Raw genomic sequence first — 21,530 nt, 5'->3', positions numbered from 1 at the left:
TCTATCTCTTGCCAGGGCACTTCTTTCAAGGTTCCCGCTCATTTTTCACAAGAGGCAGATTTGGGCCAATGCTTGCAACATCATCTCGTTGCTGGCACCACCGGTATTGGTTACGTGCTGGAAACCCAGGCTATGGGCCTGTCTGGCAACCCGTTCACTGGGAACAAGCAGCCGGTAGTCAGCTCGATAGGGCATGGGTAAGTAGTACCCAAGGTTTGTCAGGGTTTCGCCACTACCACAGAGAATGACATTGATTGAATGGCTTTCCAACTTTTTTACCACTGCATTGCGTTCATAGGTGGGGCAGGAACGCTGGTAAACCTCCAATGTGTGGACTGCGGCACCGGCATTACTGAGCTGCTCTTTAAGCACCTCCCGTCCTCCCACTCCTTTGATAATCAGGACCTTCTTATTCTGCATATGGTTAAATGCATCCAGGGTAAGAAGGGCCTCACTGTCTACGCCGGTGTCTGAATAGTCAGCCCTGATCGCAAACTGCTCAAGCTCAACCGCTGTGCTGCTGCCAATGGCAAACCACTGGCAGTGAATTGGTAGCTGTGGCCAGTACCGTTCGATCAGCTCTACGCCCAAGCGGGCGGCCGGACGGCTGGTGACAATAATATGGTCAAACTGGTCGAGTATCAGCAGGCAGTCTTTCATTGCCTGTGTTTCTGCCAGCGCATCAATAGCAAGCATGGGCACGGGCCAAGCCTGGCCACCAGTTTTCTTGATGGCATCTGCCAAAGCCTGTGCCTGAGGCTCAGGGCGGGTTACCAATGCGCGAATATGAGACAGTTTCATTATGCAGTTGAACTAATTCTTTATCCAATAAGTCAGAGTTGGGGCTGTGTTCCGTCAGGGCAGCCAGCATCTCAATTAAGTAGCTGGCCATATGGAATCGAATATTTCTGGCTACTTGGGCTGGTACTATGCGAGGCACAACGGAGGGAGCATAGCCGTAGCTATGTGACCGGAGTTGTAACGAAGCAGAGTGCCGGCACAAGGAGTCAGAAATATATGATTTCATAGGGTTAGCTACTTATACAAGGCATGATATTCGAGCTACTCAGACGTTAAGTGCAATCAACCAGACAGAGAATATTATTCATGGAAACAAATGTACAAGTAACGAATAAAACCACTCGAGTCGAATCGAATTTTACACCAACATCCAACACTGAAATAGTTTTATTAAACGGGCATAGACTGAGACACACGGATACAGTTAAAAGTCGAATGTCTGATAATTGTCCAATCTGTCAAGAAGCACTATTCTCGGAAGAAAAAGGCATTATAGAAAGACCTTGCCATCATTTTGAACACCAGGAATGTATTATCAGGAAAATGACCGCCGACAATCAAGCTACAGCTATAACAATATGTGCTACCTGCAGAAGTCAAAAACCGCACGATAAAGAAAATATCTTTTATAACAGCGGTACTGAATGGTTGAAGAAAGCTGAGCAAAAATGCGGGAGAAAAGATTGCTTATATGTCCACAAAGGAAATGACAAAGCAGTGGTGCCTGATTGTCCATATCCATATTCAATGTTCCCGGACCATGGAAGTGCGAGGGGCTTCCTTCATCAATACGGCAAATTAGTTGACGAACTTATTGTAACGCAACTGGGCCACTCCGGTATTAAAGCGGCTGGATTACGTGTGGAGAATATAACTGAGGAACAAAAGAGTGAAATGGAAAGAAAGTATGGCAAAGAAAATGATTTGAAAAACCTGGTTGAACAATTTGATGAAAACCACTGGAGAGCAGAAGAGTGTATAACCACACTGGAAAGAACATTTAATCAGGATTTTGAGCATACCCCGGATAACACAAAGTCTGTCAGACGTAAAATAGGCTCAGAAAATAGGACGGATGAAAGTGAAAATACTATTAGAGATAGAATCCAGGACGCTAAACAAGCCTTATCAAATAGGGCGGTCAGTAAATCCCTTATTGATTTGCGAGCTGCGCTTGAGAATGACAGAGAGCAGTCCGGGGGGTGGGGGGCACCTGAAGTCACATCAATGATTTCACTGTCAAATCCAAATCCTCATGAGCTGATTCCTGGTTTGGCAGAGTCAACGGATATGGATTTCTCCCTGGTCAGAAACTTTTTTATAGATGGAGTGAATCATCCATTCGAAGTTCGATTGGATTCAAAGATCATAAATGAATCCAAATCAGTGAACGAGGCTGTTTCAAATGTTATTAACTGTGTTCGGTGTGAGCTTGTGATGAGTAAACTCATGAAGAACTATCCGGCCTATTTTGATGATAAAACCAAAGTGTATTTAAAAACGCCATTTGATTACTGGGGTGATAAAATTGAGATTGTTTACAGGCATAGTAAAGAACAGGCTCATGCCATCAAGTTGAGTGAAGTATTTGATTTTGAAAAAAAGGTATTTAACTTCACAGTATTCCTGAATGCCGTGGATAAATTCAAGAGTTATGGTATTAATCGCCATGATCTCAGGAATGGTCCAAAGCTTCCGGTAAGCCACAGGCAAATGGGTCGGTGCGGTATGGAACGTTCAAACCGTCAGAGTGGACTCTTTGGTCGCGATTCTGGAGGTTTGGCATCTGCAGAAAGCCCGCCCGTATCCAGGTGTTTCTTTGATGCACCCAGAGGGGTTGGGAATGTTGGATTTGCGGTACGATCAGCGCCCCCGTCAGGACCAATGGGCTTATTTGGTACACTCGGTGGGTCGGCGTTTGGTCCACCCGGCGGGTCGAAAAATGTTGGGTTTGGATCAGAGTCCTCGTCAGGATCCACGAGCTTGTTTGGTACTCTCGGCGGGTCAAAAAATGTTGGGTTTGGATCAGTGCCCTCGTCAGGATCCACGAGCTTTTTTGGTACACCCGTTGGGTCGAAAAATGTTGGATCTGCGGCACAACAATCAGAGCCCCCATCAGGATCCACGGGCTTATTTGGCGCACCCGGTAGGTCAGAAAATGTTGGATCTGCGTCACAACAATCAGAGCCCCCGTCAGGATCCACGGGCTTATTTGGTGCACCCGGTGGGTCGAAAAATGTTGGATCTTCGGCACAATTAGTGCCCCCGTCAGGATTCATGGGCTTATTTGGTACACCTGGTGGGTCGGAAAATGTTGGATCTGCGGCGCAACAATCAGAGCCCTCGTCAGGATCCACTAGCTTATTTGGCGCACCCGGTGGGGCGGTAAATTTTGGATTGATGGAGGCACCACAAGTGCCATCCAGTACCGGATTTGTACAAATACCCGTTGTTGGTGAGCCCGGATTTACTGGCTCGGATCCTGCAACAGCATTGACATTTCTTTCTTCTCAGGAAGAAGAATTTATTGATTTTGACGATATCCTTTAGGTTTTAGGTTACAAACTCTGAGAAACGTAAAGGCTGCATTCAGCAAGTCGAAGGAGTGCAGGCGCAGTAGTTTACATCACACCAGATCAACATCAACGCCGTCGGAAGGCGGCTTTACCTGCTACCCGAAAGGCTCAATCCAGCAAGGATTTTATCCGCCCCCTGTTTCAGCAGTGATTCAGCCACCTGAATACCCGCAGATTCATACTCTTCAGCGGCACAGGTCACTTCACTGCGATAAATGGTCTGGCCATCAGGGCTGCCGACCAGGCCTCTGAGAAATAGCCGGTCTCCGTCCAGTTCTGCAAATCCGCCAATCGGGACCTGACAACCACCATTCAGTCGTCTGTTCATGGCCCGTTCAGCACCCACCCGGATTGCCGTGTGCTCGTCGTGCAAAGGGGCAATCAGTTGTCTGGTTTGCTCGTCAGCCAGACGCAACTCAATACCGACGGCACCCTGTCCAGCAGCTGGCAGGCTCACAGTGGTATCCAGGTAACTGCGAATGCGATCAGCCATCTCCAGTCGAATCAATCCTGCAGCTGCCAGGATGATAGCGTCATATTGGCCGTCATCCAGTTTGGTCAGACGGGTATTCACATTACCCCGCAGAAACTGAATGGTCAGATCAGGACGGGCGGCCAGTATCTGACACTGGCGGCGCAGGCTTGATGTGCCAACAACAGCACCCTGTGGGAGTTCATCCAGCGCGGAGTAGTGATTGGAGACAAAGGCATCCCGAGGGTCTTCCCGCGGGCAGATAACCCCAAGTCCAAGCCCTTCGGGAAACTCCATGGGGACATCCTTCATGGAATGCACCGCAATATCGGCGCGACCTTCCAACAGCGCATTTTCCAGCTCTTTGACAAACAGCCCCTTGCCACCAATTTTCGCCAGTGGAGCGTCCAGAATGCGGTCGCCCTGGCTGGTCATTTTGACCAGTTCGACCCGGATATCCGGATGATGGTGTTCCAGCTGCTGTTTGACATATTCCGCCTGCCACAGGGCAAGGGCGCTTTTACGGGTAGCGATACGAACGGTTTTCACAGGATTGATGGCTTCTATTGTTCAAATTAAGTGCCAGCTACAGGCAAACACACTGCTGGCAAAACAGTTGTGAGGGATAATACGACAGACCGGCTTTAAGAGACAGCGTCAGGCTCTGTTGGCATCAGCAGAGCCCGGAAGGGAGGTCAGACTTTATAGGGACTGCATGATTTTTTTGATCAACGGCACATGACGTCGGCTGATGGACAGTGGTTGTGGCACTTCCCTGAGATGGATAAAACAGTGCCCCTTATCATCCCGGGACAGACTTTCAATGGCATCACGGCGCACCAGCGCATTTCGGTGAATTCTGACAAAGTGCTGGCTATGGTCTTCTTCCAGGGTTTTGAGCGAATCATCAATCAGCACTTCACCCTGGCGATGATAGACCGTCACATATTTATTATCCGCCATAAAGTAGAGCACATCATTGAGGGGAACCAACTCGATACCGCGCAGGGTTTTGGCGGCGATATGGCCCTGCTCCTGATGCTCTGGCAGATGGTCGTTCAGCCAGGCCAGTTGCAGACGATTCACTTTGCTGGCACGTTGTAATGCCTGGTTCAAGTGGTCCTGGCGAATCGGTTTCAGCAGATAACCCACCGCCTGGGCATCAAACGCTTCCAGGGCATGATTGTCATAGGCGGTGCAAAAAACCACGGCCGGTGGCTTGTCCATGGCGCTGATATACCTGGCAGCCTCCAGACCACCCATTACGGGCATACGAATGTCCATCAACACGATATCGGGGTGGTACTGGCTGCACAGATCGATGGCATCCCGTCCATTGCTGGCCTCATGTTCAAGCACCATAAAGTTATCAATCCGGCCAATCAGGTGTCTCAGCCGTTCCCGGGCCAGTGGCTCATCATCAACAATCAGGACATTCATTGTTCGGTGATCGGTTCCCGTCAGTAATTTATCAATGTTCTTATCAAATTTGTAAATCAACAGCGTTGTCCCATTGGCAGGGATAGTACACCTGCGCCGTGTACCATTTGACACCGGAATGCTCCCGGATATCCGTGGTCAGGCTGGCTTTGCTGCCATAGAGCATCGCCAGGCGGGAACGGATATTGTTCAGGGCAATCTGATTGCCCTTGGAAATGGTCTCAGTATATGGCATCGGATTTTCTACAGAAATCTGAACCATTTGCTGATCAATGTTGATGCTGATGGTAATGCAGCCACCGGCCTCCAGCGGCTGAATGCCATGGTAAACGGCGTTCTCCACCAAAGGCTGCAAGGTAAAGGGAGGAATAGACAGCCTGTGCGGAAGTTCACCAACCAGCCACTTGACCTCAAGGCGGTCACCCAGCCTTTGCTGCTCGATTCTCAGGTAACTCTCGCTGATCTGTATCTCTTTCTGGATGGGGACGACAGCACTCTTATTCTGACCGGAGTTTTGCAGGCTGGCCCTGAACAGGTCTGACAGGTCTTCCACCGCCTGCTCTGCTTTTTCAGGGTTGACCTGAATCAGGCTGGCAATAATGTTCATGGAATTAAACAGGAAATGCGGGCGCATCGTCGCCTGCAATGAGTCGAGGCGGGCATTGTGGATAACCTGTTGCTGCAAATTGACTTCATACTGAATGTAAAAATAGCGCAGCAGCATGGCCGAGATAATCAGTGCCGCCAGCAGATTGCGGTTGACCTGTTGCCAGTCAGGTGCAAAGTGAACAGGCGACAGTAAGGCCTGAGATAGCAAAGTAAGCAGCAGCGTAATGATCTGCACGCCCAACAGAGAAATTATTACCGACTGCCAGGTGGGAAGCCCCTTCAGGAAAGGCCTGGCCAGATAGAGAAAGGCGCTGCTGGAGAGCACAATCCACTGAACAAACAGTGACAGCATGGCCAGTCGTGTCCAGCTGAAGTCGATCTCGCCGGGCAGGGCAAGCACCTGAACCAGGACAAACAACTCAGAAATCAGCACCAGCATAAACACCGACTGACCTGACCCAAGGTCTGGGAGAAAAAAATCATCTTTGTTGTGCTGGGTCTGGATCATCATGGGGCGGCTCTTGTTCTCAACGCTATTGTGAGAACCCGTTCTTATCAGGGGCTGTTTATCTCAGGCTGCCTCTCAAAAGTAAGAGGAACTTCATTATTGTTATCGGAAGTATGTCTATTCTCTTGCCCGGAAGGAGGCTGTGAGCGATGCAATCAAGCCGTGACACCGATATAATGCCTCCGCTCACAACGCGTCAATGCCGGATCGGTATTGATTGTACGTCCGTCTTTAAAAAATGAGAACCGGGTGGGGAAGAGATTAATGTCGGCAAGCCATTCAGCAGATCAGGGTGAAAAGCGCAGTAACCACAGTTCTAATCAACAATGGGGTGGGCGTTTCAGCGAAGGCGTCGATGCCTTTGTTGCCCGTTTTACCGCTTCCATTGATTTTGACCGACGCCTTTATCGCCACGATATTCAGGGATCAATGGCCCATGCCCGGATGCTGCACCGGGCGGGTATTCTGAGCGAAGACGAACTCAATGCCATTATCTCTGGCCTTGAAGGTATTCTTGAGGATATTGAGCAGGATCGTATTGACTGGTCCATTGAGCTTGAAGACATCCACATGAATATCGAGGCTCGCCTGACGGACCGTATCGGTGCTGCTGGCAAAAAACTGCACACCGGGCGCTCCAGAAATGACCAGGTCGCTACCGACATTCGTTTATGGCTGCGTGATGAGATTGACGCCATATCAGCAGAACTCAAGCGCCTGCAGCACGGGCTATTGGAGGTTGCCGAGCGTGAAGCCGACACCGTCATGCCAGGCTTTACCCATCTGCAAACAGCACAGCCTGTGACCTTCGGTCATCATCTTATGGCCTGGTATGAGATGCTGGTGCGTGACGATGAGCGCCTGCAGGACTGCCGCAAGCGTGTTAATATCAGCCCCCTGGGCGCTGCTGCACTGGCAGGCACCACTTACCCTGTTGATCGGGAGTATACGGCTTCTGCCCTTGGTTTTGATCGCCCTTCCCGCAACTCTCTGGACTCCGTCAGTGACCGGGACTTTGCCATTGAGTTCTGTGCCGCCGGTGCCCTGATCATGACCCATTTGTCACGCATGTCTGAAGAGCTGGTGCTGTGGACTTCAGCGCAGTTTAACTTTATTGACCTGCCAGATCGCTTCTGTACCGGCTCTTCCATTATGCCGCAGAAGAAAAACCCGGATGTGCCGGAACTGGTCAGAGGCAAAACCGGCCGGGTCAATGGCCACCTGGTGTCATTGCTGACCTTGATGAAATCCCAACCGCTGGCTTACAACAAAGACAATCAGGAAGATAAGGAACCACTGTTTGATACGGTGGATACCCTCAGGGATTGCCTGCGGGCGTTTGCCGATATGGTGCCGCATATTCAGGCCCGCAAAGAGAACATGCTGGAAGCCGCTCGCCGGGGTTTCAGTACCGCTACCGATCTGGCGGATTACCTGGTGCGCCGTGGCATGCCCTTCAGGAATGCCCATGAAGTGGTGGGTAAGGCCGTGGCCTTTGGTATTCAGGAAGGCCGGGATCTGTCTGAGATGACGCTGGCGGAGCTTCAGGTTTTCTCTGACACGATCGAGCAGGATGTATTTGATGTCCTGACGCTGGAAGGCTCGGTAAGCGCCCGTAATCATCTCGGTGGTACAGCGCCAGAGCAGGTCCGGCAGGCTGTGCTGAATGCCCGTAAAACACTTTAAAGTGTGGCGGTGGCCTTCTATTCCCATGAAAACCCATGGGAATAGATCAACCGCCATGGTTGATATACTTTTGAGCCGTTGTTAAACCCATGAGCTTGTTGCTACACCAGATTGTTCTGCGCCAGGCAGAACGTTCGCCTTCCTCGAAAGCCCTGGGCTGCAAAGACCAGTGGTTTGATTACCAGACCGTTTCCCGACAGATTCGTTCGGTGGCCGCCGGGTTGCAAAAGCTGGGTCTGATGCAACATGAACGGGTGGCAATCTACCTGCCTAAAACGCCGGAAGCGGTCTTCAGCTACTTTGGTGCAACGGCCGCCGGTGGCGTCATGGTGCCCGTCAATCCGGTGCTGAAACCGCCCCAGGTCTTTCATATTCTCAAAGACTGCAATGTTCGTGTGCTGATGACTAACAAAGCCCGCTATCAGCAGCTGGAAGCTGAAATTCACCAGTGCCATGACCTTATGCAAGTGATTCTGGTTGATGGTGGCCTTGCTGATGAGGACCCGGTCAATAATCCCTTGTCTGATAGCGCTTTCATTCATCGACAATCCGCCAGCCCAATGAACTGGGCAAATTTCCTCAAGCCCTGTGCCTGGTGGGAACCGGTGTCGTCCATTGATGCGGATATGGCGGCGATTCTTTATACCTCCGGCAGCACAGGAAAGCCCAAAGGCGTTGTGCTGTCACACCGTAATATGGTGACGGGGGCCAGCAGTGTTGCCCAGTATCTGGGCAATACACCGGAAGATCGCCTGCTCTGTGTTTTGCCCTTCAGTTTTGATTACGGTTTCAGCCAGCTGACAACGGCATTTCTGGTGGGTGCCAGTTGTTATCTACTGGAATACCTTCTCCCAAGGGATGTCATTAAAACGGTGGAGAAGCAGCAGATCACCGGGCTTGGCCTGGTTCCGCCACTCTGGGTTCAGATAGCCGATCTGCCCTGGCCACAAGGGGCTGGTGACAGTCTGCGCTACTTTACCAATACCGGTGGTGCCATGCCGACGGCCACCCTGGCAGTACTGCGACAGCGTTTTCGCTATGCCAAACCTTACTTGATGTATGGTTTGACCGAGGCATTCCGCTCCTGCTTTCTTCCTCCTGAACAGATTGATTTACGACCCGGGTCTATGGGTAAAGCCATTCCCAATGCGGATGTGATGGTGATCAATGAGCTGGGTGAGATCTGTGGATCCCATGAACCCGGCGAGCTGGTACACCGTGGTGCCCTGGTCAGCATGGGGTACTGGAATGATCCTGAGCGAACCGCTGAACGCTTCAGGCCTGCACCCTGTGCCATACCGGGAATTCCGGGCAAAGAGCTGGCCGTCTGGTCCGGTGATATTGTTCGTAAAGACGACGATGGATATATTTATTTTGTCGGTCGTCGCGACGATATGATCAAAACATCCGGTTATCGGGTCAGCCCAACGGAAGTGGAAGAGGTGGTTTATTCATCCGGGCTGGTGGCAGAAGTGGCGGCTATTGGTGTCCCGCACTTCCGTTTGGGGCAGGCCATCGTTCTGGTCGTAGTGAGCAGCGACAGCAGTGAAATCGATGAACCCTCATTGATCCGCCACTGCCAGCAATGCCTGCCCGCTTATATGGTCCCCATCCGTGTTATCCAGCAAACGACACTTGCCAGAAATCCCAATGGTAAAATTGATCGCAAGCCATTACTGGAGGCCTACCGGAGGCTGTTTCAGGACGAGGAGGCATCTGTTTTGTGAATGATCTTGTGCAAGAGAAAATGCAAGAGAAAATGACTAAAGGACATCACCGACTGGCCAGTCTTCAGTCCAGGGATAATCAATTACTGATTGCCGGGTATACCGCTGCTGATCTGGTGACTATTGCCGGCTCTTCACCCTGCTACATCTATGACCGGCAGGCCCTGACCCAAAGAGTCGCCCAGTTTCGTCAGCAGATGCCAGCAGAACTGAAGCTTCACTACGCCATAAAAGCCAATCCGATGCCCGCCGTCGTGGGCCATATGGCACAGTGTGTGGATGGGCTGGATGTTGCTTCCCACCGGGAAATGCTGGTTGCCCTGGGTACCGGTATGGCGGCGGCCAATATCAGTTTTGCCGGGCCGGCCAAGGGAGAACATGAACTGAGAGCCGCCGTTGCGGCGGGTATTACCATCAATATCGAGTCCCCCCTGGAGTTGCAAAGGCTGTACCTTTGTCATCAGCAGCTGGGTATTCGTCCCCGTATCGCATTTCGGGTGAATCCGGACTTTGAGTTAAAAACCTCCGGCATGAAAATGGCCGGCGGCCCCAAACAGTTTGGTATAGATGCTGAACAAATGCCGTCTATTCTGGCGGAACTGGATTTGGATAAACTGGACTTCCAGGGTTTCCATATTTTTTCTGGCTCGCAGAATCTCAAAGCAGAGTCTCTGATTGAGTGCCATCAGCAAACCTTTGAGCTGGCCGCCAGGCTGGCCGGTCTGGTTGAAGCCCCGGTCAGGCATATCAATATCGGTGGCGGCCTGGGCATTCCCTACTTCCCTGGAGAACAGACGCTGGCCATGGAAGGTATTGCCGACAACCTGCAGTACCTTCTGGATCATCGTCCGGAGTCGCTCAAGTCATCAGAGGTTGTTATGGAGCTTGGGCGCTGGCTGGTGGGGGAGGCGGGGTATTATATTTGTCAGGTGACGGATAAAAAAGAATCCCGTGGACAGGTTTTCCTGATGACCAATGGCGGACTGCACCATCACCTGTCCAACTCAGGTAACTTTGGCCAGGTCATCCGGAAAAATTACCCGGTAGTTCTGGCCCATTGCCTTGACAGTGGAGAACAGGAAGTGGTCGAGATTGTCGGACCGCTCTGTACGCCTCTGGATGTTGTCGGGGCAAAACTGGCATTGCCAAAAGCGGAGGTAGGAGACTTTATTGTGGTTTTGCAGTCTGGCGCTTATGGCGCAACAGCCAGCCCCCAGAAGTTTCTCGGACATCCCGAAGTGGTGGAGTTGTTATTGTGAGAAGAGCCAGGCCGGAATTATTCTGGCCTGGAAATAATCATCAGGCACTCGCCCCAACTGCGTCCACATAGGAAAGAACAGAGCCAACGGTTTCGAACAGTTCCGCGTCCAGATCATCATCATTGACGGCAATGCCAAAGGTTTCTTCCATTGCCGTAATCAACCCAACCACGGCCATGGAGTCGAACTCCGGAAGGGCCCCCAGCAGTTCAGTCTGTTCATTGAACTCACTGGTATCCAGCTTGAGAAGATCTGCCAAAATGGCGTTCATTTGTTCCAGCTTGGTCATTTATCATCCCGAGGGGTAAAAATCGGCCACTTTAGGCATTTTCCGTCTATGGCGCAACTGTGGTCGTCAGCATGGAATAAACGGAAACTTCTATGTTGTGATGGATTAACGTTCGATCTGTGACTCAAGTGCCCGCCAGACAACATTCGGTGTCATCGGTGCAAAAATTCCAGGATTGGTGGCAGGGAACTCGCCGGTTGGACAGTGTTCAAGGGTCAGGTGCTTCTGTCCCGTGCCATAAGCACCGACTTTTACCGGGCTGGTGGGTCCATAGAGCGAGACCGCCGGTGTTTCCAGTGCTGCTGTTAAATGTCCCAGGCCGGTATCAACGGCAACGGCTGCCTGAGCTTCGCAAATCACGCCAGCAACATCAGCCAGAGACAGCTTCGGCAGCACGGTGGCCCGGCTGCTGGTATTGGCAATGCGCTCTGCCCTGGCCTTTTCATGGTCATTACCCCAGGGCAATACGACCTGAAGACCGGCCTGATTCACTTTCTGCGCCAACTCACACCAGTAGTTTTCAGGCCAGTGTTTGGTTGGCCAGGTGGTTCCGTGAACAAACACCACATAATGCTTATCCTTAATCAGCCCTTTGGGGAATTTGTCTTTATTCAGCAGAAACTGACCCGGTGTTTTCGGTAATACATAGGCCAGCGATTTGGCAAAGAGCTGGCGAACACGCTCAACGGCATGCTGTTCCAATGGGACCGATTGTGGGAACTGGTAAAAACGGCTGGCAATCGGCTCACGGGCAGACTGTTTATCCAGCCCAAAGCGAGGACCTTTGGCTTTTCTGGCAATGAAAGCGCTTTTTAACAGCCCCTGGGCGTCAATCACGGCATCGTAGTTACTGGCACCCAAGGTTTTTTTGAACTGCTGCCACTCCCCGGATTTCCAGGTTTGCAGCAACGACTTGCGCCAGCGGCGCACAGCGACAGGAATCACCCGGTCAACCGCGGGATGCCAGGCTGGAATCTCGGCAAAACTCTCTTCCACCACCCAGTCAAAACGAAGACCGGGTATGGCTGATGCCGCATCGGTCAGTGCCGGAAGGGTGTGGATGATATCCCCCATAGAGGAAGTTTTAACCACCAGAACATGCCTTGGTTGAGTCAACGGGCGTTACCTCCTTCTTCGACCAGCGTTATTTCAGGATGCTTTTCACGGTTACCGTCCCGGTCGGTCGTCAGATGAGCGATGGCAGCCAGAACCCTGTCTGGAGATAGCTGTTTCATGCAGTTCATATGCCCGAGCGGGCACTCCCTTTTGAAGCAGGGGCTGCAATCCAGCTTCATAGACAGTGTTGCACTGTTTTTGTTCATTGGCGGCGTATGATCGGGCGACGTTGACCCGTAAACCGCCACCAGGGGCCGATTCAGGGCCGCCGCTATATGCATCAGGCCAGAGTCATTACTGACCACAGCGCTGGCGAAGGAGAGCAGGTCGATGGCATCCGCCAGCGATGTTTCACCGGCCATATTATGGCAGTGGTGCTGCAATGCATCAGGCAGGCAGCTTTTTATTTCAGCGGTGACCGCTTGATCTTTGGCTGAGCCAAACAGCCAAACCTGCCATCCCTGTTCAGAAAGGGAGCGTGCCACTTCGGCGTAGTAATCGGTTGGCCACTGCTTGGAGGGGCCAAACTCAGCACCCGGGCACAGTGCCAGAATAGGCCTGTCGGTGTGCAGGTGGTAGCGGCCAAGGACTTTGCTGGTGGTATTACTGTTTACCTGAAGTGCCGGAATCGGCAGAGGCTTAGGTAGTGCAGCACCCTCTGGATAGGCCAGGGCGACAAACCGTTCCACCATCAGTGGGTATTGACTTTTATCCAGCCGGCGAATGTCGTTCAGTAGCCCGTAGCGCATTTCGCCGCGCCAGCCAATACGGTGCCTGATGTTGGCCCAGAGGGGCACCAGTGCTGATTTGAACGAGTTGGGTAAGGCGATGGCGTGTGTGTAGCCTTCCGCCCTCAGGCTTTTGCCCAGCTGGTAGCGGGCTTTAAGCCCCAGTTTGCCATGACCCAGAGGCATATCAATACCCTTGCGAACTTCAGGCATGCGCTCAATGATCGGCAGGCTCCAGGCGGGAGCGAGTACATCGATGATGGCATCAGGGTGTTGTTGTTTCAGGGCAATGAACAGCGTTTGTGCCATTACCATGTCCCCTACCCATGAGGGACCGACGATCAGATATTTCATCCCGTCTGGAATTCCTTATAGTGAATGGGAGGGAATTATAAGCGCTGTTTGCGCAGGTAAAAAGTGACCGGTTAATGAGTAAATTTAACCCATGTTACGCACTTAAAGAAATCTGCCATGCTGTAATGCATGAAAAATGAGCTACTTGAACTGAAAACCAAACAGGCCAAGCGAAAAGCTGAGAAAATCAAGAACGAATATTGATTCCATTTGGTTAACTACTTACGTACGAACACTGGGGACAAAAGCAGGCTGATCTTTACATTGATGGACTGCACCAATATTTAACCAAAGTTCCTGAAAGTACTTGCGCAGAACATCATCAGTGAAGCCAGTTTTTTGCATTAAGAAAGAAACATAACCAGGGAACTTTTACATCACTGGATGGATCAATGACACCAAGTGATTTTTGTACACATTTCCAATGTACTTTTATGCAACATCATCGAGGCCTGTTTATGATTCAGCAACCTATTCAGCAACCTATTCAGCAACCAATTTATGACAGCGCTTCCCAACGTTCAGGGAATGGCGTCGAACATTCCTGGCTTGGCCATGGCGTTGCTGTTGCTAAAGCATTTGCGAAATCATTGATTCCAACGGAAGATCCTTGCCTCAGTTTCAATTCCCTCAAAGCAGGGGAAGATCTTGTGCGACTGGCCACAGCAATTATCCTGCCGACGAGTCCCATCCTTTTCATAGCGAAAGATATCGCCGATGCCTGGTTCGGTAGCCGTGTGCCCGGGCCAGATGTCAAACCGGAATTACTACAGACATCAAAAGCAACCGGGGAAGAGGCTCAGGAAAAACAACCCGGCTCGAAAGATGTACCCCTTCAACAGCCATCCGCAGCCCGCTATCAACGGAGTCAGGGAACCAGAGGACTGCTTGCACTTGGTACGCTGGCCAGCTCTTTTCACTATGCCAATTCGGATGCCATTGCCAATAGTTCACAAGCCATAAAGATTAACGATACCCAAACCCTGGGCAAGATTGGTCGGGATCTCGGCTATCCACTGAACGGTACATACCAACAGACGGCGGATATTGTTGTCACTCAAGACTATCAATCCATTGGCAATGATACCCACCCATTCACCGGGGAATACGATGGGCAGTGCCGTACCATCAGAGACCTGTCTAACTGTCTTGTTGGCACTCTGAAAGGCCGCATCAGTGACCTTCACTTGACTGGTGCCAATATAATAAATTCCACGGAGGTGACTGGGTTAGCAGCCTGTGTTGTTGATGTTAATGGCACAGTCATTGGTGTCCGGGTCGAAAATGCTCGTATTTCCACTTGGGGTTACAGAGCTTACGCGGGCATTGGGGGAGGGGAGGTTAGAGGAACGGTTGCCAACACCACGGCGGTGAACAGCACGGTTGAAACCTCGGGTGAACGTGCATACGCTGGCATTGGAGGGGGGCGGGTTTCCGGAATGGTTGCCAACACCACGGCGGTGAACAGCACGGTCAAAACCAACAAGGGGGAATCTGCACACGCCGGTATCGGGGGGGGGCTGATTGAATTTAAGGGAACGGTTGCCAACACCAAGGCAGTGAACGGCAGGGTCGAAACCTCGGGTAAATTTGCACACGCCGGCATCGGGGGGGGAGGGGGTTACGATCAAGGAACGATTGTCAACACCACTGCAGTGAACAGCACGGTCAAAACCTCGGGTGAATATACATACGCCGGCATCGGGGGAGGGCAGCTAACCGAAAATGCAAGGATTGCCAACACCACGGCGGTGGACAGTACGGTCGAAACCTCGGGTAAAAATGCATGTGCAGGCATCGGGGGGGGGGCGGTTTTCGATCAAGGAACGGTTGCCTGCACCACGGCGGTGAACAGCACGGTCAAAACCTCGGGTGAATATGCATACACCGGCATCGGGGTAGGGCAGGTTTCCGGAGAAGCAACGGTTGCCAACACTACTGCGGTGAACGGCACGGTCGAAACCTCGGGTAAATTTGCACACGCCGGCATCGGGGGGGGGGCGGTTTTCGATCAAGGAACGGTTGCCAACACCACGGCGGTGAACAGCACGGTTGAAACCTCGGGTGAATATGCATACACCGGCATCGGGGTAGGGCAGGTTTATCATAGAACAAAGGTTGCCAACACCACGGCGGTGAACAGCACGGTCGAAACCTCGGGTAATTTTGCATACGCCGGCATCGGGGGAGGGCTGGTTAAGGAAGGAGGAACGGTTGCCAACACCACGGCGGTGAACAGCACGGTCGAAACCTCGGGTAATTCTGCACACGCCGGCATCGGGGGAGGGCTGGTTAACATAAGAGGAATGGTTGCCAACACCACGGCGGTGAACAGCACGGTCGAAACCTCGGGTAATTCTGCACACGCCGACATCGGGGGAGGGCTGGTTAACAAAGGAGGAACGGTTGCCAACACCACGGCGGTGAATAGCTATGTCATCATGAAAAAGGGTTTTGGACCTGAATCCAATGAGCAGCTTCTTTGCCAAAAAGCTGACCCACGTGTGTTAACAGCCAATTGCGCTTCGGGAACTGAATTTCTGGATGATGCGTTGGATTTTTCGTACGGTGATGTTTGCCCGGTGGATGCCGCTACAGTGTCAACAGACGCTACAGCATCAACAGCCGCTACAGCATCAACAGCCGCTACAGCGATCATTACCACAGGTACCCTTGTGGCAGCGGGCGGATTGGGGATTGTCGGCTATACAACCTATCAATGGATTACCGGTTACCGGGGTGGGTTGCGTGGTAAGGAGCTGGCGAAGAAACCCCTGACTCGTGGTAAAGAACTGGCTAGCGCTGCGGTCAACTCGGTATCACAGTGTATTCAGGGAACCAGAGAACGAATGAACAGGCAGAGTGTTCCTGCGCAGGAACCAGCCCATGAAATGAGCCAGGTAATGACTGACAGAGTAACTGAGCTGGACAAACGTTTGTAACTTATTTATTCAGACACTCTCCTGTAATGGAGCATTTAAAAAGGCGACCGTCACCGAACAATCACCTTTTCATAGCACCAGAATGTCAGAACGATCAGGTTGCTGCTGATGCTTCCTGTTTTCCCTCTACAGAGTTCGAAGCATAAGGGGGATGCCACAGGGATCGGTGATATCGCCGCTATTATCAAATATTTATTAGTCGAAGCAGTGGAAACTTCAACATTGTCAGACGAACCAGCAAAGAGCGAATGCGAGCGACATTGAGCAAGATCAAAGACTATCTCAACACTGTGTTGCCTAAAGTAAAAGTTCTTCATCCATGGCCGGAGCAACGGTTTGACGTTAAATACTCGAGGTAGGAGCCGTATGCGCTAGCAGTGCAAGTACGGATCTGCGCAGGGGGTGGCGGGTGACCGCCATTCCTACTGTGACCGACGAATTTTATAGATCAAATTCGCAGTTCTCTAGTTGTATGTGCTTCCTTTGGTTTTGTGTGCCGAAGCCCTGAAACTTTCTCCGATCATTATCCCCATTATGAGTTCTTACTGGCTTCTTTTCTCTTCCTTTTTCTCTTTTTTGGTTTATCTGTTTGCTCTTCTACATGTTCTTCGGCGGTAAAGTAACAGTCATCTGAGAATTGCCCTCCTTCATCGGCAGTAACGTATGCCTCATCTGCTGACACCTCGCCGCTGTTAAGTGACACAGAGCCATGGGCCTCTGGCGGGACGGCTAACCTTGTTTTTATTTGATCAATCACTATTTTCATTGAATTGTGGTTATCAAGCTTGTTCACCGGGATTTCAATGACCTCAAATCCTAATTTTTGCAGCAGGGCGATTTTCAATAAAGTCGAACCATTCCTGGTTTTGAAATCACCATCCACGTAATGAGAAGGTCCCTGAACGTCGATAACCATGCTGTAATCTGGCAGAAGCAGGTCAACCGGAGGTAATGAGTTCAGACTTTTTTCTTCTTCAATCTTCAAAGACGGAAGGCTTGATTGGAGTTGATTGTGGAAGGTGGATTGAGATTGAGAAATGGTTGTCCGGTAATGGGGGGTAACTGGACACGATCTCCCAAGCCAATTTGCGGCCATGGCAATGACGGTTCGACCCTCTGTATTGCCCGGGGATGTAATTTCCAGGCGAGAAAATAGTTCACCTATGTGCTTTTCAAGCGGGTTTTTATCATTGCTACCTGAGTCCAGATAAAATCTGGCACAGAATACCATGACTCCCCAGAGAGACATCGATATCTCTTGCTCAGAGAGTTGAGGGTTTTCACTGATTCTGTCCACAAGAGCATCGAACGTAGATTGAACCAGGTGCAGCTCAATGGCCTCACCCAGTTTCGCCACGGCCCACAGCAGGTTGGCGATATGCTGAGGTATAAAGAGGTCTTTCTTTTCTTTTGATTCGGCTTTGGCTGTCACATGGTACAACAGCGCGGCCAGGGCTTCTTTGAGCTTTGCTGTTTTCTCCAGCTCCAGCCCGTTGTCCACCAGTGTCACCACGGCCCACAGCAGGTTGACGGTAGCTTGAGTGTTGAAGTGGTCTTTCTCTTCTTTTGATCCGGCTTTGGCTTTCACAAGGGGCAACAGCGCGGCCACAGCCTCTTTGAGCTTCGGTGTTTTATCCAGCGCCAGCCCGTTGTCCACCAGTTTCGCCACCGCCCACAGCAGGTTGGCGATATTCTGAGGATTCAAGTGGTCCTTCTCTTTTTTTGATTCGGCTTTGGTTTTCACATGGGGCAACAGCGCAGCCACGGCGTCTCTGAGCTTCGGTGTCTTCTTCAGAGCCAGCCCATTGTCCACCAGTTTCGCCACCGCCCACAGCAGGTTGGCGATATGCTGAGAAATAAAGTGGTCTTTCTCTTCTTTTGATTCGGCTTTGGTTTTCACATGGTACAACAGCACGGCCACGGCCTCTTTGAGCTTCGGTGTCTTCTCCAGCGCCAGCCCGTTGTCCACCAGTGTCGCCAAGGCCCACAGCAGGTTGGCAGTACCTTGAGTATTGAAGTGGTCTTGCTCTTCTTTTGATTTGGCTTTGGTTGTCACATGGCACAACAACGCGGCCATGGCCGCTTTGAGCTTCGGTGTCTTCTCCAGCGCCAGCCCGTTGTCCACCAGTTTCGCCACGGCCCACAGCAGGTTAGCGGTACCTTGAGTGTTGAAGTGGTCTTGCTCTTCTTTTGATTCGGCTTTGGTTTTCACATGGGGCAACAGCGCAGCCACGGCCTCTTTGAGCTTCGGTGTCTTCTCCAGCGCCAGCCCGTTGTCCACCAGTTTCGCCACAGCCCACAGCAGGTTGGCGATATGCTGAGGATTAAAGTGGTCCTTCTCTTCTTTTGATTCGGCTTTGGTTTTCACATGGCGCAAAAGTGCGGCCACGGCTTCTATAAGCTTCGGTGTCTTCTCCAGCGCCAGCCCGTTGTCCACCAGTTTCGTCACGGCCCACAGCAGGTTGGCGACTTCCTGTGGCTTGAAATGGTCTTTCTCTTCTTTTGATTCGGCTTTGGTTTTTACATGGGGCAACAGCGCGGCAACGGCTGCTTTTAGCCTCGGTGTCTTCTCCAGCGCCAGCCCGTTGTCCACCAGTTTCGCTACGGCCCACAGCAGGTTGGTGATACCTTGTACATCAATATCCCTGGCTTCGGTTTTTTTGTTGCACTTTAGTATTACTTTATCAAGCAAAGTTGACAGTAAAGCCGCTTGAGTTTCCTTATCCCCCTCATTCATGTATTTATGAGGGGTAAAAACACCCGCTGAAGTAAATGAATGAAGCGTTGTCGTCAGGCTTTGCCAAGTCCACCCGGGTGTCGCTTTAAAATCATGCAACAATGGTATCAGTTGGCGTTGTTCACTATGATGTAAAGGGCGTTTTGACGCTGATGTGTATTGTTTAATTGAACTGGCAAATTGACCATGTTTTTTACCATCATACCGATCACCATAACGAGCAGATATCCTTACCAGCCAATCCATTTTTTCTTGTGTGATAAGAGCATTAAAATCATAAACAGGTTTTACTGAATGTTTTGGTGGATAGTGAGCAGAACATGCGTCAGAAGTATGATAAAATTCATTACGCATTGGGATAGAGGAGAGTGGAGTATTTGCCTGCCTGACTGTGCCATGCCTGTATCGCCCACTCCTTGCAGTATCGGCATGATTATCCGGTTGTTTATAATTATTACCTGATGTCGTGTATTTCCAACTTATACCAGCAGTGTCTCTATCCATAATTATATTTCATTAATTCATAAAAAATATAAAAAGTAGACTACTGTACTGTTTATAGTTCATCTTGCTGAAATGTCTATAAACTCTGGTTTGATTAGCGCTTAGCGTGCCGAGATAAATCGGCAAGATGTTAAGGGTGAAAGCCCCTGGAAAATCGGGGTCATATATGGTCCGCCCCGCATTGCGAGCATTCTTATTGGCAACTGCCACCGCTGATTTATTCTTGCCCCTGCGCTGGTCAAGCTCTTTAATCCAGTTATTACGTCGATCGTCGTGTTTATCGGCTACCCTGACAACGGTTCTGCCACCGGTTAGCAAAAGTTTGCAAGCTTCATTAGTTTTGGTTGGTACAAAACGCATGCTGGGGCGCTGCATTGCTTCACAGATAGCTTCAGCATCAGCAGCATCATTCTTGTTTGACTTTACGTATGGTTTTACGAACTGGGGAGTGATTATGCGAACGTTATGCCCAAGCTCAGTAAACGAAAAAAATAAGATGGAGTGGTCAAAACGCCTTTTGTCGTTAATGTTCATTGGTCATACAACCATTCAACTATAAAAATATCACGACACCTTCAACATAGGCATCGCGTACTCTTAAAAAAACATAACCCGGGAACCTTTACGTCACTGCATGGACGAATAAGGGAGTAGAAATGTTTTATGCACTTTCTATCGTACTGTTATGCATTACAACATCAAGAGTCCTGTTATGATTCAGCAAGCCATCCAGCAACCCACTCAGAAACCCATTCAGCAATCAGTTTGTGACAGCGCTTCACAATGTTCAGGGAATGGCGTCGAACATTCCTGGCTCGGCCATGGCGTTGCTGTTGCTAAAGCATTTGCGAAATCATTGATTCCGATGGAAGATCCTCACTTCAGTATTGATCCCGATAAAGCACTGGAAGGTATTGGGCGACTGGCCACGGCAACTATCGTTCCGTTGAGTCCCATCCTTTTCATAGCGAAAGATATTGCCGATGCGTGGTTCGCTAGCTGTGTGCCCGGGCCAGATGTCAAACCGGAATTACCGCAGACATCAAAAGCAACCGGGGAAGAGGCGCAGGAAAAAGAACCCGGCTCGAAAGACGCACCCCTTCAACAGCCATCCCCAGCCCGCTATCAAGGGAGTCAGGGAACCAGAGGACTGCTTGCACTTGGTACGCTGGCCAGCTCTTTTCAGTATGCCAATTCGGATGTCATTGCCGAGGGTTCACAAGCCATAAAGATTAACGATACCCAAACCCTGGGCAAGATTGGTCGGGATCCCGGCTATCCACTGAACGGTACATACCAACAGACGGCGGATATTGTTGCCACTCAAGACTATCAATCCATTGGCAATGATACCCACCCATTCACCGGGAAGTACGATGGGCAGTGCCGTACCATCAGAGACCTGCCTGACTGCTTTGTTGGCACTCTGAAAGGCAGCATCAGTGACCTTCACTTGACTGGTGCCAATATAATAAATTCCACGAAGGTGACTGGGGTAGCAGCCTGTGTTGTTGATGTTAATGGCACAGTTATTGGTGTCCGGGTCGAAAATGCTCGTATTTCCACCTGGGGTAACAAAGCTTACGCGGGCATTGGGGGAGGGGAGGTTAGAGGAACGGTTGCCAACACCACGGCGGTGAACAGCACGGTTGAAACCTCGGGTGAAAGTGCACACGCCGGCATCGGGGGGGGGGTGGTTACAGGAGCGGTTGCCAACACCACGGCGGTGGACAGCACGGTCGAAACCAAGGGTAAATATGCACAGGCCGGCATCGGGGGGGG

General features: G+C 50.9%; 14 protein-coding genes and 1 pseudogene. 6 read left to right on the top strand and 9 right to left on the bottom strand.

All coding sequences use genetic code 11. The features are described 5' to 3' along the window. Window positions 1-45 precede the first annotated feature (45 nt). Window positions 46-801, bottom strand: a complete 756-nt coding sequence (locus tag J7439_RS10155; protein ID WP_209201705.1) for a uroporphyrinogen-III synthase — start codon at window positions 799-801, stop codon at window positions 46-48. Between the two features lie 306 nt (window positions 802-1,107). Here J7439_RS10155 and J7439_RS10150 point away from each other — a divergent pair, with 306 nt between their 5' ends. Further along, window positions 1,108-3,351, top strand: a complete 2,244-nt coding sequence (locus tag J7439_RS10150) for a hypothetical protein (RefSeq protein WP_209201704.1) — start codon at window positions 1,108-1,110, stop codon at window positions 3,349-3,351. Between the two features lie 114 nt (window positions 3,352-3,465). Here J7439_RS10150 and hemC read toward each other — a convergent pair whose 3' ends face one another. The 3 genes from hemC to J7439_RS10135 all read right to left on the bottom strand — a co-directional run bounded on the left by hemC (window position 3,466) and on the right by J7439_RS10135 (window position 6,409). Continuing rightward, window positions 3,466-4,398, bottom strand: coding sequence for a hydroxymethylbilane synthase (gene hemC / locus J7439_RS10145; protein WP_209201703.1), 933 nt, complete (start codon window positions 4,396-4,398; stop codon window positions 3,466-3,468). 153 nt (window positions 4,399-4,551) lie between these two features. Further along, window positions 4,552-5,289: a LytR/AlgR family response regulator transcription factor gene (locus J7439_RS10140; RefSeq protein ID WP_209201762.1), complete on the bottom strand. Its 738-nt coding sequence runs from the start codon at window positions 5,287-5,289 to the stop codon at window positions 4,552-4,554. Window positions 5,290-5,332: 43 nt separating this feature from the next. Further along, the gene (locus tag J7439_RS10135; protein ID WP_209201702.1) at window positions 5,333-6,409 is read right to left on the bottom strand and encodes a sensor histidine kinase; all 1,077 of its coding nucleotides are present in this window, start codon (window positions 6,407-6,409) and stop codon (window positions 5,333-5,335) included. A 261-nt stretch (window positions 6,410-6,670) separates the two neighbouring features. Here J7439_RS10135 and argH point away from each other — a divergent pair, with 261 nt between their 5' ends. From argH to J7439_RS10120, 3 genes are all read left to right on the top strand, one after another. Beyond that, on the top strand, window positions 6,671-8,092 hold the full coding sequence (argH, locus tag J7439_RS10130; protein WP_209201701.1) for an argininosuccinate lyase: 1,422 nt from the start codon (window positions 6,671-6,673) through the stop codon (window positions 8,090-8,092). A gap of 89 nt (window positions 8,093-8,181) precedes the next feature. Next, entirely contained in the window at window positions 8,182-9,819 is a 1,638-nt protein-coding gene (locus J7439_RS10125) for an acyl-CoA ligase (AMP-forming), exosortase A system-associated (RefSeq protein ID WP_209201700.1), read from the top strand. A 32-nt stretch (window positions 9,820-9,851) separates the two neighbouring features. Next, window positions 9,852-11,078: a pyridoxal-dependent decarboxylase, exosortase A system-associated gene (locus tag J7439_RS10120; RefSeq protein ID WP_209276977.1), complete on the top strand. Its 1,227-nt coding sequence runs from the start codon at window positions 9,852-9,854 to the stop codon at window positions 11,076-11,078. 40 nt (window positions 11,079-11,118) lie between these two features. Here J7439_RS10120 and J7439_RS10115 read toward each other — a convergent pair whose 3' ends face one another. The 3 genes from J7439_RS10115 to waaF all read right to left on the bottom strand — a co-directional run bounded on the left by J7439_RS10115 (window position 11,119) and on the right by waaF (window position 13,565). Further along, entirely contained in the window at window positions 11,119-11,367 is a 249-nt protein-coding gene (locus J7439_RS10115; RefSeq protein ID WP_209201698.1) for an acyl carrier protein, read from the bottom strand. Window positions 11,368-11,472: 105 nt separating this feature from the next. Further along, entirely contained in the window at window positions 11,473-12,483 is a 1,011-nt protein-coding gene (gene waaC / locus J7439_RS10110) for a lipopolysaccharide heptosyltransferase I (protein WP_209201697.1), read from the bottom strand. Next, entirely contained in the window at window positions 12,480-13,565 is a 1,086-nt protein-coding gene (gene waaF / locus J7439_RS10105; RefSeq protein ID WP_209201696.1) for a lipopolysaccharide heptosyltransferase II, read from the bottom strand. Before waaF ends, waaC begins: the two co-directional genes overlap by 4 nt. Window positions 13,566-14,023: 458 nt before the next feature. Here waaF and J7439_RS10100 point away from each other — a divergent pair, with 458 nt between their 5' ends. Continuing rightward, entirely contained in the window at window positions 14,024-16,507 is a 2,484-nt protein-coding gene (locus J7439_RS10100; protein ID WP_209201695.1) for an autotransporter outer membrane beta-barrel domain-containing protein, read from the top strand. A 532-nt stretch (window positions 16,508-17,039) separates the two neighbouring features. On the opposite strand, the gene J7439_RS10095 is transcribed toward J7439_RS10100, so the two are convergent. After that, entirely contained in the window at window positions 17,040-19,748 is a 2,709-nt protein-coding gene (locus J7439_RS10095) for an RAP domain-containing protein (protein ID WP_209201694.1), read from the bottom strand. 335 nt (window positions 19,749-20,083) lie between these two features. After that, window positions 20,084-20,222: pseudogene (locus J7439_RS10090) on the bottom strand (IS110 family transposase); the annotation flags it as partial. A gap of 238 nt (window positions 20,223-20,460) precedes the next feature. On the opposite strand from J7439_RS10090, the gene J7439_RS10085 reads away from it, so the two are divergent. Beyond that, on the top strand, window positions 20,461-21,530 hold a 1,070-nt coding region (locus J7439_RS10085; RefSeq protein ID WP_209201693.1), incomplete at its 3' end, for a hypothetical protein.

Origin of the sequence: Salinisphaera sp. G21_0 (genome assembly GCF_017744115.1) — a bacterium.
Lineage (GTDB): Bacteria > Pseudomonadota > Gammaproteobacteria > Pseudomonadales > Endozoicomonadaceae > Endozoicomonas.
The sequence above is the reverse complement of the archived record's forward strand: the minus strand, read 5'-3'. Positions and strand labels throughout refer to the sequence as shown.